Genomic DNA, 14,152 nt, shown 5'->3' on the forward strand with positions numbered 1-14,152 from the left:
AGTTTTCGCAAAGGTCGTTTGGCGTGATCAAGCGTAAGCTTGGATAAAAAATCCTGGTTTTTGGCCTTCTCAGTGCCGCAATTTCTTCGTGCCCTCTTTGTGTCCTTCGTGTCTTCGTGGTGAATAGCCGCCCAAGCGACGCTTCAGGAATTACGACAACGTCCCCGCTGATCCCTTCAGCGCCTCGCCCAGCGGGATCTCGCCGCAACCGGGCTTGAGCGGCTGCTGCTGGCTCTCGTGCGGCGACCAGCCGGCCAGATAGAGGATCTGGAAGGTCGCCTCGATGCGGCCGTCCGGTTCGGCGTAGCGCTCGGCGTAGCGGCGGGCGGCGTCGAACAGCAGGGCGCGGGTGGCCGGGACCTTGCGGCGGGCCAGCACGGCGTTGCTCTCGCCCATGCCGCGCAGGTCGCGCATCAGGCGGAAGGCGTCGGCGTAGGTGACGGTGATGACGTCGCTGTCCACCACCGGCAGGGCGAAGCCGGCGCGCTGCATCAGCCCGCCGACGTCGCGGATCTCGGCGAAGGGCGACACGCGGGGCGACACGCCGCCGGCCACCTCCATCTCCGCCTCGTACAGGCAGCGGCGCAGCTCCAGCAGCGTTTCCCCGCCCAGCATGGCCGCGCAGAAGAAGCCGTCGGGCTTCAGCGCCTGCCGCACCTGGACCAGCGCGCCGGGCAGGTCGTTGACCCAATGGAGGCTGAGGTTGCTGACCACGAGGTCGAAGGTCTCCGGCACAAAGGGCAGGAGTTCCTCGTCGGCGGCGACGGCCAGCGGCCCGGCCCGCCGGGCGAAGCCGGGGGAGAGGTCGCAGGCGACCAGAGTCTCGACGCCCTTGCGCCCGCGCAGCGTCCGCCCCATCACCCCGTCATGGGCGCCGAGGTCGAGCACGGTGGGAAAGGGCCGGGCCACATCCTCCAGCCGGTCGACGAGGCGTTCGGCGACCTCTTCGAACAGGAAGGCGTGTTCGGCGAAGGAGGGGACGGCGCGGTCGCGGCGGCGGCGGACGAGCGCGCGGTCGAAGACGGTCATGCTGTCGGGCGTGGTCATGCCCGCAATATAGCCCAGCCCCGGCGGGCTACAACCATCGGCGAAGGGGCCGGGCCGTGCTATGGTCGGCCGCGAACCTGCGGGAGCTTGCCATGGGCATCGAGGAAGCCATCGGCGCCACTTACGAGGCGCTGATCGTCATCATCAAGATCACCACCCCGGTCCTCGTCGTCACCACGGTGCTCGGCATGCTGATGACCATCTTCCAGCAGGCGACCAACATCAACGAATCGACGCTGCAGCAGGACCTCAAGATCTTCGCGACGCTGGCCATCCTGTTCATCACCGGTCCGGCGATCTACATCGCGCTGCGCGACTACACCTTCGTGATCTTCGACCGCATCGCCGGCCTGAACTGAGGGGACGCGCCGCCATGGCCCTTCCACAGCGGTTGGTGAGCAGCGTCTGGACGGGAATTCTCGACACGCTGCTGCCGCCGCGCTGCCTGTGCTGCGGCGGGGCGGTGGACCGGCAGGGCGGGCTGTGCGCGCCGTGCTGGAGCGGGCTGACCTTCATCGCACCGCCGCTCTGCGCCGGATGCGGCACGCCCTTCGACTTCGCGCTGGAGGGGGAGCCGCTGTGCGGCGCCTGCATCGCCGAGCCGCCGGTCTTCGCCCGCGCCCGCGCCGTCCTGGCCTACGACGACGGCAGCCGCCCGCTGGTCCTGGGCTTCAAGCACGGCGACCGCATCCACGCCGCCGGGGCCTACGGCGCCTGGCTGGCCCGCGCCGGGGCGGAACTGCTGGCCGACGCCGACCTGCTGGCCCCGGTGCCGCTGCACCGCCTGCGGCTGTTCCGGCGCCGCTACAACCAGGCGGCCCTGCTCGCCCAGGCGGTGGGCCGGCAGAGCGGGTGCCCGGTGATCCCCGACCTGCTGGTCCGCCGCCGCTCCACCCCGTCGCAGGGCGGGCTCGACCGCTCGGGGCGGCGGCGGAACGTCAAGGGGGCCTTCGCGGTCCGGCCGGGGCTGGAGCCGCGGGTGGCGGGCCGGCGGATCGTCCTGGTCGACGACGTCCTGACCACCGGGGCCACCCTGTCGGAATGCGCGCGGGTGCTGCTGCGCGCCGGGGCGGAGCGGGTGGACGCGCTGACCCTGGCGCGCGTCGTCAAGACGTGAGCCGTGAACGTGAGCCATGAAAACGTAACGGGTGACGCCGTGCGGCGGTTGATCTTATAACCGTTCAAAACAGCCAAGGAGCCCTCCGCATGGCCGACGTCGTCATCTACACCACGCCCTTCTGCCCCTACTGCTCGCGCGCCAAGCGTCTGCTCGACAGCAAGGGGGTGGCGTATGAGGAGATCGACCTCTACATGCAGCCGGGCCGCCGTGAGGAGATGGTGCAGCGGGCCGAGGGGCGCATGACCGTGCCGCAGGTCTTCATCGACGGCAAGCCCTACGGCGGCTCCGACGACATCCACGCGCTGGACCGCGCCGGCAAGCTCGACCCCCTTTTGGGAATCGGGGGATGAGCGGCGTCCTGAAGGCCGCCTGCGTCCAGGTCAACGCGGGCACGGAAATCCTTCCGAACCTTCAGGCGGCGGGCGATCTGGTCCGCCGGGCGCGCGACGCCGGAGCGGACTTCATCGCCCTGCCCGAGAATGTCAGCATGATCGTCCAGGGCCGCGCCAAGGTGCTGGAGCGGGTGAAGCCGGCGGACGAGCATCCGGCGATCCCCTTTTTCGCCGATCTGGCGCGGGAGACGGGAGCCTGGCTGCTCGGCGGGACGCTGGGCGTCCTGCTCGACGACGGGCGGGTGGCGAACCGCAGCCATCTGTTCGACGCCGAGGGGCGGACCGTCGCCCATTACGACAAACTCCACATGTTCGACGTGGACCTGAAGGGCGGGGAGAGCTACCGCGAATCCGCGACCTTCCGGCCCGGCGACCGGGCGGTCCTGGCCGCCACGCCCTGGGGCGGGGTGGGGATGACCGTGTGCTACGACCTGCGATTCGCCTATCTCTACCGGGCGCTGGCCCAGGCGGGGGCGTCGATCCTGACGGTGCCGGCGGCCTTCACCGTGCCGACCGGCCGGGCGCACTGGCACACGCTGCTGCGCGCCCGCGCCATCGAGACGGGTTGCTTCGTGCTGGCCCCGGCCCAGACCGGCAGCCACGACCAGGGACGGCTGACCTACGGCCATTCCCTGATCGTCGCCCCCTGGGGCGAGGTTCTGGCCGACGCGGAGGAGGCGGTGGGCTTCGTCCTGGCCGAGCTGGACATGGCCCGCGTCGAGGAGGCCCGCCGCATGGTCCCGGCCCTGACCCACGACCGGACCTTCACACTCGACCGGGTCGGCTTCTGACCGGCCGTCATGCGGGCAGGGGGTAGGGCAGCGGCCTGGGCTCCGGATCGCCGTCCAGGCCGCTTCCGGCCTCCAGGTCCTTGACCGCGCACAGCCGCTGGACCACCGCGGCCTTGGGCGAGGCGACCTCGCCATGCTCGTAGGCGACGACCTGGAGACGCCCGCGCGCCAGTTCCAGAAGCTCGCCGCTGCGCAGCAGGAAGGCGGGGGAGGCGGGACGGCCGAAGCGGGCGTTGCCCAGAGCGAAGGTCTCATAAAGCAGCAGGCCGCCCGGCTCCAGCGCGTCGAGAAGGATGGGGAGCAGCGGGCGGTGCAGGTAGTTGGTCACCACGATCGCGGCGAAGCGGCGGTCGCGCAGCAGCGGCACGGGTGCCCCGCTCTCCAGGTCGGCCTCCACCAGCTCCACCCCCGCCGTCCCGGACAGGTCGGCCACTCCGCGCAGATCGCGGTCCAGCCCGACCACCGGATGGTTGCGCGCCTGGAACAGCCGCAGGTGCCGCCCCGACCCGCAGGCGAGGTCGAGGACCGGGCCGCCCGCCCGCACCAGCGACGCGAAGCGCGCGACCCAGGGAGAGGGCGGGCTGATCGCGGCATGGGGCGAGCCGATAGGGGGCGATCCGGCGGAGGACGGTGTGGACAAGGGACGGATGCTCCCGCTCTTTTCATGACGTGTGTTTGACCGCGACGCTGGCGTCGTGCTGAACTGGCAACCGGTCACCGACCGTATATCATGACCATCCGTTCTTCTCACCTTGGAGCATCCGACGGGGACATGATCCTCTTCGTTCTGAAATGCACGGCCGACCACCGGTTCGAGGCCTGGTTCCGCAACGGCGCCGCCTATGAGACGCAGGCCGCCGCCCGAGCCATCGCCTGCCCGGTCTGCGGCGACACGCACATCGCCAAGGCCCCCATGGCCCCGCGCATCGCCAAAGGCGGCCGCTCCAAGGACGACGCACCCCGCGAGAGCGGCGCGCCGGAGGCGGTGCCCACGGCGGTTGGCGGCGCAACGGCCCCTGCCGCTCCCCCGGCGTCCGCAACCCCGACCGTGCCGGCGGAGGTGCGCGAGCGCTTCGCGGCGGAAGTCATGCGTCAATTGACGGAAATTCGCCGTACGGTTGAAGGGAGCTGCGATTACGTCGGGGATCGCTTCGCCGAGGAGGCCCGGCGCATCCATTATGGCGAAACCGACCCGCGCGGAATCTATGGCGAGGCCACCGACAAGGAAGCGGAAGAGTTGAAGGAGGAAGGTGTGACTTTTGGTCGCATACCTTGGCTTCCGCGCACCAATTCCTAAGCCCGAGCCTCACGATATTTCGTGTACCCCTTGCCCTTTCGCTGCCATGGGTTTGTGAACGATGCCCCGGAACAACGGCTGCGGGCTGCGTCAAGCCGCTTTTTAGCGGCTGGCCTGCATCAAAGTTGTTGACGGGATAGTTCGTTACAAAGACCATATGGCCCGAGTGTCTAATATGACCTTGCAAAAATCGCTCGGCACTCGCGAGGGGACGCACTATGAAAGAAAACGCTCAGAGGATTCTCGCGAATCCCAAGTTTCAGGAGCTGGTGCAGAAGCGTAGCGCATTCGCGTGGACGCTTTCGATCGCCATGCTCGTCATCTACTTCGGCTTCATCCTGCTGGTCGCCTTCGGCAAGGGGTTCCTGGGTACCCCGATCGGCAGCGGCGTGACCACCTGGGGTATCCCCGTCGGCCTTTTCACCATCATCTCGGCGTTCATCCTGACCGGCATCTACGTGCATCGGGCGAACGGCGAGTTCGATGAGCTGAACCGGCAGATCATGGAGGAGTCGAAGTGATGCGTTCGCTGGTCAATCGTGTGGGCGTCGCGGCCGTCGCGGCCGGCGCGCTCATCCCCGCGTCGGTGCACGCGGCGGCGGTCGAAGGCGCGGTTCAGAAGCAGGCGACGAACCTCTCGGCGATCGTCATGTTCCTGATCTTCGTGCTGGCCACGCTCGGCATCACCTACTGGGCGGCGCGCCGCACGAAGTCGGCGAAGGACTTCTACGCCGCCGGCGGCGGCATCACCGGCTTCCAGAACGGCCTCGCCATCGCCGGCGACTACATGTCGGCGGCGTCCTTCCTCGGCATCGCCGGCCTCGTCTACACCTCCGGTTTCGACGGCCTGATCTTCTCGGTGGGCTGGCTGGTCGGCTGGCCGATCATCCTGTTCCTGGTCGCCGAGCGGCTGCGCAACCTCGGCAAGTACACCTTCGCCGACGTCGCCTCCTACCGCTTCCAGCAGACCCCGATGCGCACGATGGCCGCCTGCGGCTCGCTCGCCACGGTGACCTTCTACCTGATCGCCCAGATGGTCGGCGCCGGCAAGCTGATCCAGCTGCTGTTCGGCCTCGACTACATGTGGGCGGTGGTGATCGTCGGCGTTCTCATGATCGCCTACGTGACCTTCGGCGGCATGCTCGCCACCACCTGGGTGCAGATCATCAAGGCGGTTCTGCTGCTGTCGGGCGCCTCCTTCATGGCCTTCGCGGTGCTCGCCAAGTTCGGCTTTAGCCCGGAGGCGATGTTCGCCACGGCCACCCAGGTCCACCCGAAGGCGACCGCCATCATGGCGCCGGGCGCCCTCATCTCCGACCCGGTCTCGGCGATCTCGCTGGGCATGGCGCTGATGTTCGGCACCGCCGGCCTGCCGCACATCCTGATGCGCTTCTTCACGGTGTCGGACGCCAAGGAAGCCCGCAAGTCGGTGTTCTACGCGACCGGCTTCATCGGCTACTTCTACATCCTGACCTTCATCATCGGCTTCGGCGCCATCGTGCTGCTGCTGGCCCCGGACGCCACCGGCGCCTATCCGTTCCTGACCGCGGCCCCCGCGGCGGGCGCGCTGGCCAACCCGTCGACCATCATCGGCGGTTCCAACATGGCGGCCATCCACACCGCGCACGCGGTGGGCGGCGACCTGTTCTTCGGCTTCATCTCGGCGGTGGCCTTCGCCACCATCCTCGCGGTGGTCGCGGGCCTGACGCTGGCCGGCGCCTCGGCCGTGTCGCACGACCTGTACGCCTCCGTGATCGCCAGGGGCCGCGCGTCGGAGCATGACGAGATCCGCGTCTCGAAGATCACCACCGTGGTCATCGGCATCGTCTCGATCTTCCTCGGCATCGCCTTCGAGAACCAGAACGTGGCCTTCATGGTCGGCCTCGCCTTCGTGATCGCGGCCTCGGCGAACTTCCCGGTTCTGCTGATGTCGATGTTCTGGGGCCGGATGACCACCCGCGGCGCCGTTCTCGGCGGCTGGATCGGCCTGGTCTCGTCGGTCAGCCTGCTGATCATGGGTCCGACCGTGTGGAAGTCGGTGCTGGGCAACCCGGCCGCCATCTTCCCGTACGACAACCCGGGCATCTTCACCATCCCGCTGTCGTTCCTGGCGATCTGGTTCTTCTCGATCACCGACAACAGCAAGACCGCGCAGGACGAGCGCGAGGCCTACAAGGCGCAGTACATCCGGTCGCAGACCGGCCTGGGCGCCGAAGGAGCTTCCGCTCACTAATGCGAATGGTCGCACCCGCCTTCCGCAGATGAGGGGGCTGGTGTAATCTTCAAGGCGCCTCAAGACCGCGGTCTTGGGGCGCCTTTTTTATTCACCCGCCGGTTCGTGGAGCGGATTTTGTCCGACGCCTTCGATTTCTCCGTCCCCCCCTTCGACCGCCTGACCCCGGAACAGCGGCAGCGGCTCGCCGCCGCGCTCGACCTCGGCGTCTATGTCCGGGACGGCGTGATCCTGAGCCGGGACGAGCCGGCAGACTGCCTGTTCGTGGTGCGTCAAGGGCTGGTCCACGAACGCCGGGGTGGCGAGGTGGTGGCGGTGCACGGCGCCCACGACAGCTTCGACCTCCAGGCTCTGTTCTCCGACGGGCAGGCGCGCAGCTTCGTCGCGGCGGAGGACACGCTGTGCGATCTGGTGCCCCGCCAAGTCCTTCTCGAACTGGCCCACGAGAACACCGCGTTCGGCGCGGTGATCCAGCAGGGCTTCGCCGACCGGCTGAGCGCGCTGGCCAACGAGCGCTCGAACCGCGAAACCGCCGCATTGACCATGGCGCGAATCCGCCAGGCCTATCTGCACCCGCCGGTCTTCGTCGAGGCCGGGGCGTCCCTGCGCGACGCGGCGGCGGCGATGAAGCGGAACCAGGCGAGCAGCGTGCTGGTCCGGGAAGGCGATCCGAAAAACGGGGGGCGCATCGGCATCCTGACCGGCACCGACCTGCGCGACCTCGTGGTGCTGGAGGGGCGTCCGGTGGACAGCCCGGTGGGGCCGCTCGCCCGCTACGAACTGCTGGCGCTGGACCGCGACGACCTGCTGTTCAACGCGCTGATCCTGATGACCAAGCATTCGGTGCGCCGTCTCGTCATCACCGAGCAGGGCGAGGTCGCCGGCCTGCTGGAGCAGACCGACCTGCTGGCCGTCCTGTCCAACCATTCCCAGGTCATCGCGCTCAAGGTCGACCGCGCCGCCACGCCGGAGGATCTGGGCCGGGCCAGCCAGGACATCGTCGCGCTGATCCGCACGCTGCACGGCACGGGCGTCAAGGTGTCCTTCATCGCCGACCTCGTGACCGAGCTGAACCGCAAGATCTTCCGCCGCCTGTTCGAATTGCTGGCGCCGCCGGACCTGCTGGCCAACTCCTGCCTGATCGTGATGGGCAGCGAGGGGCGCGGCGAGCAGCTTCTGAAGACCGACCAGGACAACGGGCTGATCCTGCGCGACGGCTACGATTGCCCGACGCTGTCGCAGGTGACCGACGCCTTCACCCGCCATCTGGTCGCGTTCGGCTACCCGCCCTGCCCGGGGCGCATCATGGTGTCCAACCCGGACTGGACGCGCCCGCTGGCGCTGTACAAGGATTCCCTCTTCCACTGGATTCACCGTCCCGACGAGGCGGCGCAGATGAACCTCGCCATCTTCTACGACGCGGCGGCGGTGGCCGGGGACGCCGCCCTGCTGGCCGAGGCGAAGGGCTACCTGCTCGGCCGGCTGCAGGACAACCAGATGTTCTTCACCGCCTTCGCCCGCCCGGCGCTGGCCTTCGACACGCCGTCGGGCCTGTTCGGCGGCCTGTTCGAGCGGCGCCGCAACGAGGCGGTGGACATCAAGAAGGCCGGCATCTTCCCCATCGTCCACGGCGTCCGCGCGCTGGCGCTGGAAAAGCATAGGACGGAGACCAACACGACCGAGCGCATCTGGGCGCTCGCCGACCAGGGCGTTCTCGACCGCGCCGTGGCCGGCGAACTGGCCGACGCCTTCACCTTCCTGTCCACGCTGCGGCTGAAAGCCGGCCTGGACGGCAGCGTGTCCGGCACCCAGACCGACAACCTCGTCCGCACCGAATCCCTGGGCAAGCTCGACCGCGACCAGTTCAAGGACTGCCTGGCGCTGGTGAAGAAGTTCAAGGAACTGCTCGCGTACCACTTCCACCTGAACCATTGACCCGCCAAGCGCGCGGGGAAAGGAGGCGGCATGCCGACCGAGACCATTGCCAGCGTGGTGGCCAACGGGGTGGTGGCCGCTCCTGTCGCTGAGACCGCCGGCCTCCTTGCCGAGCATCCCGACCGCGCCTTGCTGCTGTCGGGGGAAGAAACCGGGGAGCGGGTGGCGATCCATTGCGAGGCCACCTCCTTCGACGCGACCACGGCCGATCTCCGCGGCGTCGCCGCTCTGCGCATTCGCGGCGGCCGTATCCTGACCAGCCAGCGCCTGATCCTTTCCTTCTGGCCCACCGAACCGGCGGAACCCGCGCTGTCCCGCCTGCTGGCCTTCATCGGCAACCGCCCGCTGGTCGGTTACTACCTGGATTTCACCGTGGGGCTCCTGGATCGGCTGGTGCAGCCGATGGTGGGCATGGCGCTGCCGAACCAGAGGATCGAGGTGTCCAGCCTCTATTACGGCCGCAGGGCCAAGGTGCCTGGCAAATACGCGGTCGATCTGCGGCTGGACAGCATCCTGCGCGATCTCGACCTGCCGCCGCGCGCCGGGGAGGACGCCTACGCCAGCGCGCTCGCCTCCGCCATGGTCTATCTGCGTCTGGAGCCGCCGCGGCCCTGACGCTTCATCAAGCCGCTTTCGTCTGGCCTTTCGAAAGGGTGGGCACCGACACGATGAAGCGGGTGCCCGGTCCACCGTCCGGCTGCCGGTCGATCGTCACATCCGCCCCGGCCTGCTGGGCCAGCGCCCGGACCAGAACCAGCCCCAGCCCGCTCGGGCGCTTGTCGTTGGGGCGGCTTTGGGAGGCCGACGGATCGGGCGGCAGGCCGGCGCCGTCGTCGCGCACCACCATCCGCATGCCCTCCGTGCCTTCCGGCAGCAGGTCCACCGTCACCGTGCCGGGATGGCCAAGGGGGAAGGCGTGCAGCAGCGCGTTGGATACAAGCTCGCTGGCGATCAGGGCGAGCGGGGTGGCCTGATCCACGTCGAGGCTCCAGGGCTGGGGAGCGTTCACCGTCAGTCGCGCCCCGCTCGGATTGGTCGAGCGGACCAGTCCGTCGCAGAGCTGGCGCAGGTAATCGGCGAAGTCGATGCGCGCCGGCTGGTCGGAGCGGTAAAGCAGCTCCTGCATCAGGCTCATGCACTGGATGCGGCGCAGGCTCTCGTCGAAGGCGCGGCGGGCCGGCTCGTCGATGCGCGCGGCCTGAAGGCGCAGCAGGCTGCAGATGACCTGAAGGTTGTTCTTCACCCGGTGCTGGATCTCCTTCAGCAGGACCTCCTTGTCGGTCACCGCCGTTTCGAGCTGCCCGTTGGTCCGCTCCAGCTCCGCCGTGCGCTGGTGCACCCGCTCCTCCAGCGTGTCGTAGGCGTTCTGGAGCGCTCTCTCCGCCTGCCGCTCTCGCCGGGCGCGCTGAAGGGCCATCCCGCCGATCACCGACACCGCGGCCAGGGCCGCCAGCGCGTAGGAGATGTAGGTCCACAGCTGCCCGTGCCAGCGATCCATGACGCTGCTCACCGGGATGGCCACTCCAACGGTCAGCGGCACGCTGTCCACCTGGCGCAGCGCGGAGATTTCCGGCTCCCCGGCGGCCTCCGCCGCGGCGCTGTCGGTGGCGTCCGGCCCCTGGGTCTCGTGCAGCAGCACCGTGCCGTCGGCCCGGCGCAGGGTGATGGAACGGGCGTAGTCGAAATCGAAGCTCTTGTAGATGTCGCGGACGTAGCGCGGCGAGACGGCGACCAGGGCCACGCCGCGGAATTCCCCCGGTGCCGCGGCCAGCGGGCGCGAGAGCAGGATCAGCGGCTCCTGGCTGTAGCGGCTTTTGTCCAGCGCGGTGATGAAGAGCTGGCCGGCCGCCTTGCCGCCGCCCGTCCGCTGGGCCTCGAAGTAATCGCGGTCGGCGACGTTCATCGCCGGGGTGGGAAAGCGGCGGGTGCTCAGGACGGGGTTCCCTTCGGCGTCGAACAGCCAGATCGACACCAGATAGGGCGTGCCCCGCACCAGCGCCGCGTAGCGTTCCCAGGCCGCCCGGTCCGTGGGCAGCGGGGCGTCGGCCGGTCCGGCGAGCTGGACCGCCTGCTTCAGGATCAGGTCGCTGGTCTCCACCAGCCGGGCCGCGTGCTCCGCGACCAGCAGGCTGGCGTTGCCGGCGGTGTCCTGGGCGTGCTGCAGGGCCGCCGCCCGGTCCCGCAACGCGAAGCTGGCCGACAGGCCGAGCGTCAGCAGCAGCGCCACCGCGCAGACCATCAGCACCAGCGCCGACCCCGGCATCCGGTACAGCAGAGGGGAACCTTTGGATCGCAGGGCGCGCAGGGGCATGATTTCGGCGGGACGGGGAAGGACGGGTTGGCGTGGCATCGAAGGTCGTGGCTTTTGTGGCGGACCAACACTTTTTTGCGGGCTCCTGTTCCCTGGGTACGCCCGTTGAACCGCGCCGCGCCACCCCCTATTGTCGCGCCGGGCCGAAAGGCCGAAGCAGCATCGAGCGCGGGGAGTATGGCGTATGAAAATCGACGGCACGGCCTACCGCACCATCTGGCTGGCGCAGGACGGCTGGTCGGTGGAGATCATCGACCAGACGCGGATGCCGCATGATTTCGCCGTCGCGCGGCTGACCGACCTGGAGGAGGCCGCCCACGCCATCCGCGCCATGCTGGTGCGCGGGGCGCCGCTGATCGGGGCGACCGCCGCCTATGGCGTGGCGCTGGCCATGCGGGCCGACCCGTCCGACGCCGCCTTGGAGGCGGCCGGCGCGCGGCTGCTCGCCACCCGCCCGACCGCCGTCAACCTGCGCTGGGCGCTGGACCGGATGCGCACCCGTCTGGCGGCGCTGCCGCCCGTCGCCCGCGCCGAGGCCGCCTACGCCGAGGCCGCGGCGGTCTGCGACGAGGATGTCGCCATCAACCGCGCCATCGGGGAGCATGGTGCCGCCCTGATCCGCGAGGCCGCCCGCCGCAAGGCCCCGGGCGAGCCGGTGAACGTGCTGACCCACTGCAACGCCGGCTGGCTGGCCACCGTCGATTGGGGCACGGCGCTCGCCCCGGTCTATGTCGCCTTCGAGGAGGGCATCCGCCTGCATGTCTGGGTGGACGAGACGCGCCCGCGCAACCAGGGCGCCAGCCTGACCGCCTGGGAACTGAACCGCCACGGCGTGCCCCACACGGTGGTGGTAGACAACACCGGCGGCCACCTGATGCAGCACGGCATGGTCGACCTGTGCATCGTCGGCACCGACCGCACCACGGCGACCGGCGACGTCTGCAACAAGATCGGCACCTATCTGAAGGCCCTGGCCGCCCACGACAACGGCGTGCCCTTCTACGTCGCGCTGCCCTCCCCGACCATCGACTGGGGCATGGCGGATGGCGTCAAGGAAATCCCCATCGAGGAGCGCGACTCCCGCGAGGTGACCGAGCTGACCGGCATCACCGCCGACGGGCGGATCGAGACCGTCCGCGTCACCCCGGCCGGCAGCCCGGCGGTCAATTACGGCTTCGACGTGACCCCGGCCCGTCTGGTCACCGGTCTGGTGACCGAACGCGGGGTGTGTCCGGCGACCCGCGAGGGGTTGGCGGGGTTGTTTCCGGAGCGGGGTGGCGCGTAAAGCGCTTGCCCCATACGCTCCCCCTTACACCACCGGCACCAGCTTGCGCCGCCGCGGCGGGTTGCCGCCCTTGCAGGGGCTGTAGGCGCCCGGCGTCAACTGCCCCAGCGTGATGCCGGTGGCCGCGGCGATGTCGGCCAGCCGCTCCAGCCCCAGCACGCGGGTGGCGGCGAGCGCGATGCGGCCGCAGGCCTCGGCGTCGCTGCCGGCGCGGTGGTGGTCGAGCGCGATGCCCAGATGGTCGGCCAGATAATTCAGCTTGTGCGCCGACAGCTGCGGCCACGCCTTGCGCGCCAGCACCACGGTGCAGAGGTAGCTGCAGGCCGGCCACACCAGCCCGTAATCGTCCAGCGTGTGGCGCAGCACGCTGATGTCGAAGGAGGCGTTGTGGGCCAGCACCAACCGGCCTTCCAGCCGACGGGCGAAGCGGCGCCAGACCTCCGGGAATTCCGGTGCGCCGGCGACATCCTCCGCCCGCAGGCCGTGGACGGCGGTGTTGAAGGGGTTGAAGCGCATCTCCCGCGGGCGGATCAGATGCTCCTCGGTCTCCACCACGCGCCCGTCCTCGATCCAGGCGACGCCGATGGAGCAGGCGCTGGTCCGCGATTCGTTGGCGGTTTCGAAGTCGATGGCGACAGCCTGCATAACGTCTTCCCTCAGCCCAGGATCAGGCGGGTGACGTCCGCGGGCAGGTCTCCGTCGAGCGCCATCAGGCGGACCTTCAGCAGGCAGGCCACTGCGATGGCGTCGGTGATCTCCCCGCGCTTGACCATGGAGTAGGCCTCCGCGAAGGGAACGTGGCGCAGTTGCAGGACCTCCGTCTCCTCCGGTTCGGCCTGTCCCTGCTCGATCCCCCAGGCGAGAAAGCAATGGGCGGTCTCGTCGGTGATGCTGTTGGACAGGTGCATGGTCAGGATCGGGAGCCAGTGGCGGGCGGTCTGGCCGGTTTCCTCCAGCAGCTCGCGCTTGGCCGACTCCACCGGTTCGACGCCCTTCTTGCCGCCGCCCTCCGGGATCTCCCAACTGTACTGCTCCAAGGGGAAGCGGTACTGGCCGACCAGCGTGACGCGGCCCTGGTCGTCGATGGGAACCACCCCGGTCGCCAGATTTTGGGCGTGCATGACGCCGTAGATGCCGGGATTGCCGAGCGGGGTCAGCACGTCGTGCTCCACCACCCGCATCCACGGATTCTCGTAGATCGGCTTGGTCGTCAGGACGGTCCAGGGATTGCCGGTCTTGTGCGGCACGCCGGTGCTCCTTGAGCGGTGTGGGGCGGTGTGGGGACAGGCTGCGGGGTGCTGGGGCGGAACTATAGGCATTGCGCCTCGATGCTGCAACGCGGCGCGCTTCGGCCACCGTGCCGCGCGTCGGCTTCGGGACCGCAAGCCATGGTCGTTACGGAAATATTTCACAGTTAGATAAAATTTTCGCGACAGTTCACGCAAGTCCTTCCCAACTGTTCGTGCTGGTTACTTGACTCCCCGACTGTTGAGGTCTACCTCTATATTGTGCGGTATCCGTTGATGCCGGCGGTGGCCGTCCTTCGTGGGGCAGCAATTTTGGAAACGCAGCGCCGGATGCGGCACAATTTTCAGGATAGGGAGCGCTGGCGCAATCCCGACTGGCGGACGAAATTCGTCGCCTGGTGGGAAGGCTACGACCTTGCCGCCCTGTCCCGGCTGGCCCGCACCGCCCCGGCCTCCCGCCTGCCGCTGCGCGGCCCGGTGGCGGCGCTGGGCTC

15 protein-coding genes are annotated in these 14,152 nt (G+C 69.0%); 10 read left to right on the top strand and 5 right to left on the bottom strand.

Annotated features, from left to right (window positions below):
- Positions 1-150 precede the first annotated feature (150 nt).
- Positions 151-1,047 carry a methyltransferase domain-containing protein gene (locus AC1DVI_RS27460; protein WP_476960679.1) on the bottom strand — a complete coding sequence of 299 codons (897 nt, stop codon included), beginning with the start codon at positions 1,045-1,047 and terminating at the stop codon, positions 151-153.
- A 92-nt stretch (positions 1,048-1,139) separates the two neighbouring features.
- On the opposite strand from AC1DVI_RS27460, the gene AC1DVI_RS27465 reads away from it, so the two are divergent.
- The 4 genes from AC1DVI_RS27465 to AC1DVI_RS27480 all read left to right on the top strand — a co-directional run bounded on the left by AC1DVI_RS27465 (position 1,140) and on the right by AC1DVI_RS27480 (position 3,350).
- Positions 1,140-1,406, top strand: coding sequence for a flagellar biosynthetic protein FliQ (locus tag AC1DVI_RS27465; protein ID WP_149164086.1), 267 nt, complete (start codon positions 1,140-1,142; stop codon positions 1,404-1,406).
- Positions 1,407-1,420: 14 nt separating this feature from the next.
- Positions 1,421-2,164 (top strand): ComF family protein, encoded by a 744-nt coding sequence (locus AC1DVI_RS27470; protein WP_476960680.1) that lies wholly within the window; start codon positions 1,421-1,423, stop codon positions 2,162-2,164.
- Positions 2,165-2,253: 89 nt separating this feature from the next.
- Entirely contained in the window at positions 2,254-2,517 is a 264-nt protein-coding gene (gene grxC, locus AC1DVI_RS27475; RefSeq protein ID WP_476960681.1) for a glutaredoxin 3, read from the top strand.
- A complete protein-coding gene (locus AC1DVI_RS27480; protein ID WP_476960682.1) occupies positions 2,514-3,350 on the top strand; it encodes a carbon-nitrogen hydrolase family protein in 837 nt (278 codons plus the stop codon). The genes grxC and AC1DVI_RS27480 overlap by 4 nt, the downstream gene beginning before the upstream one ends.
- Before the next feature lie 7 nt (positions 3,351-3,357).
- On the opposite strand, the gene AC1DVI_RS27485 is transcribed toward AC1DVI_RS27480, so the two are convergent.
- The gene (locus tag AC1DVI_RS27485) at positions 3,358-3,990 is read right to left on the bottom strand and encodes a class I SAM-dependent methyltransferase (RefSeq protein ID WP_476960683.1); all 633 of its coding nucleotides are present in this window, start codon (positions 3,988-3,990) and stop codon (positions 3,358-3,360) included.
- Positions 3,991-4,122: 132 nt separating this feature from the next.
- On the opposite strand from AC1DVI_RS27485, the gene AC1DVI_RS27490 reads away from it, so the two are divergent.
- The 5 genes from AC1DVI_RS27490 to AC1DVI_RS27510 all read left to right on the top strand — a co-directional run bounded on the left by AC1DVI_RS27490 (position 4,123) and on the right by AC1DVI_RS27510 (position 9,430).
- On the top strand, positions 4,123-4,647 hold the full coding sequence (locus AC1DVI_RS27490) for a DUF1178 family protein (protein WP_476960684.1): 525 nt from the start codon (positions 4,123-4,125) through the stop codon (positions 4,645-4,647).
- A gap of 218 nt (positions 4,648-4,865) precedes the next feature.
- Positions 4,866-5,168 (top strand): DUF485 domain-containing protein, encoded by a 303-nt coding sequence (locus tag AC1DVI_RS27495; protein WP_014239204.1) that lies wholly within the window; start codon positions 4,866-4,868, stop codon positions 5,166-5,168.
- Entirely contained in the window at positions 5,168-6,880 is a 1,713-nt protein-coding gene (locus AC1DVI_RS27500) for a cation acetate symporter (RefSeq protein ID WP_476960685.1), read from the top strand. Before AC1DVI_RS27495 ends, AC1DVI_RS27500 begins: the two co-directional genes overlap by 1 nt.
- 117 nt (positions 6,881-6,997) lie before the next feature.
- The gene (locus AC1DVI_RS27505) at positions 6,998-8,815 is read left to right on the top strand and encodes a putative nucleotidyltransferase substrate binding domain-containing protein (protein WP_476960686.1); all 1,818 of its coding nucleotides are present in this window, start codon (positions 6,998-7,000) and stop codon (positions 8,813-8,815) included.
- A gap of 30 nt (positions 8,816-8,845) precedes the next feature.
- Positions 8,846-9,430, top strand: a complete 585-nt coding sequence (locus tag AC1DVI_RS27510; RefSeq protein ID WP_476960687.1) for a 3'-5' exonuclease family protein — start codon at positions 8,846-8,848, stop codon at positions 9,428-9,430.
- A 7-nt stretch (positions 9,431-9,437) separates the two neighbouring features.
- On the opposite strand, the gene AC1DVI_RS27515 is transcribed toward AC1DVI_RS27510, so the two are convergent.
- Positions 9,438-11,126, bottom strand: coding sequence for a sensor histidine kinase (locus AC1DVI_RS27515; RefSeq protein ID WP_476960688.1), 1,689 nt, complete (start codon positions 11,124-11,126; stop codon positions 9,438-9,440).
- Between the two features lie 184 nt (positions 11,127-11,310).
- Here AC1DVI_RS27515 and mtnA point away from each other — a divergent pair, with 184 nt between their 5' ends.
- Positions 11,311-12,411, top strand: coding sequence for an S-methyl-5-thioribose-1-phosphate isomerase (mtnA, locus tag AC1DVI_RS27520; protein ID WP_476960689.1), 1,101 nt, complete (start codon positions 11,311-11,313; stop codon positions 12,409-12,411).
- 24 nt (positions 12,412-12,435) lie between these two features.
- Here the strand turns inward: mtnA and AC1DVI_RS27525 are convergent, their stop codons facing one another.
- Positions 12,436-13,056: a 3'-5' exonuclease gene (locus AC1DVI_RS27525; RefSeq protein ID WP_149164096.1), complete on the bottom strand. Its 621-nt coding sequence runs from the start codon at positions 13,054-13,056 to the stop codon at positions 12,436-12,438.
- 11 nt (positions 13,057-13,067) lie between these two features.
- The gene (locus AC1DVI_RS27530) at positions 13,068-13,658 is read right to left on the bottom strand and encodes an NUDIX domain-containing protein (protein WP_476960690.1); all 591 of its coding nucleotides are present in this window, start codon (positions 13,656-13,658) and stop codon (positions 13,068-13,070) included.
- Positions 13,659-14,152 lie beyond the last annotated feature (494 nt).

It is taken from the genome of Azospirillum sp. P4_B5, from assembly GCF_056402275.1.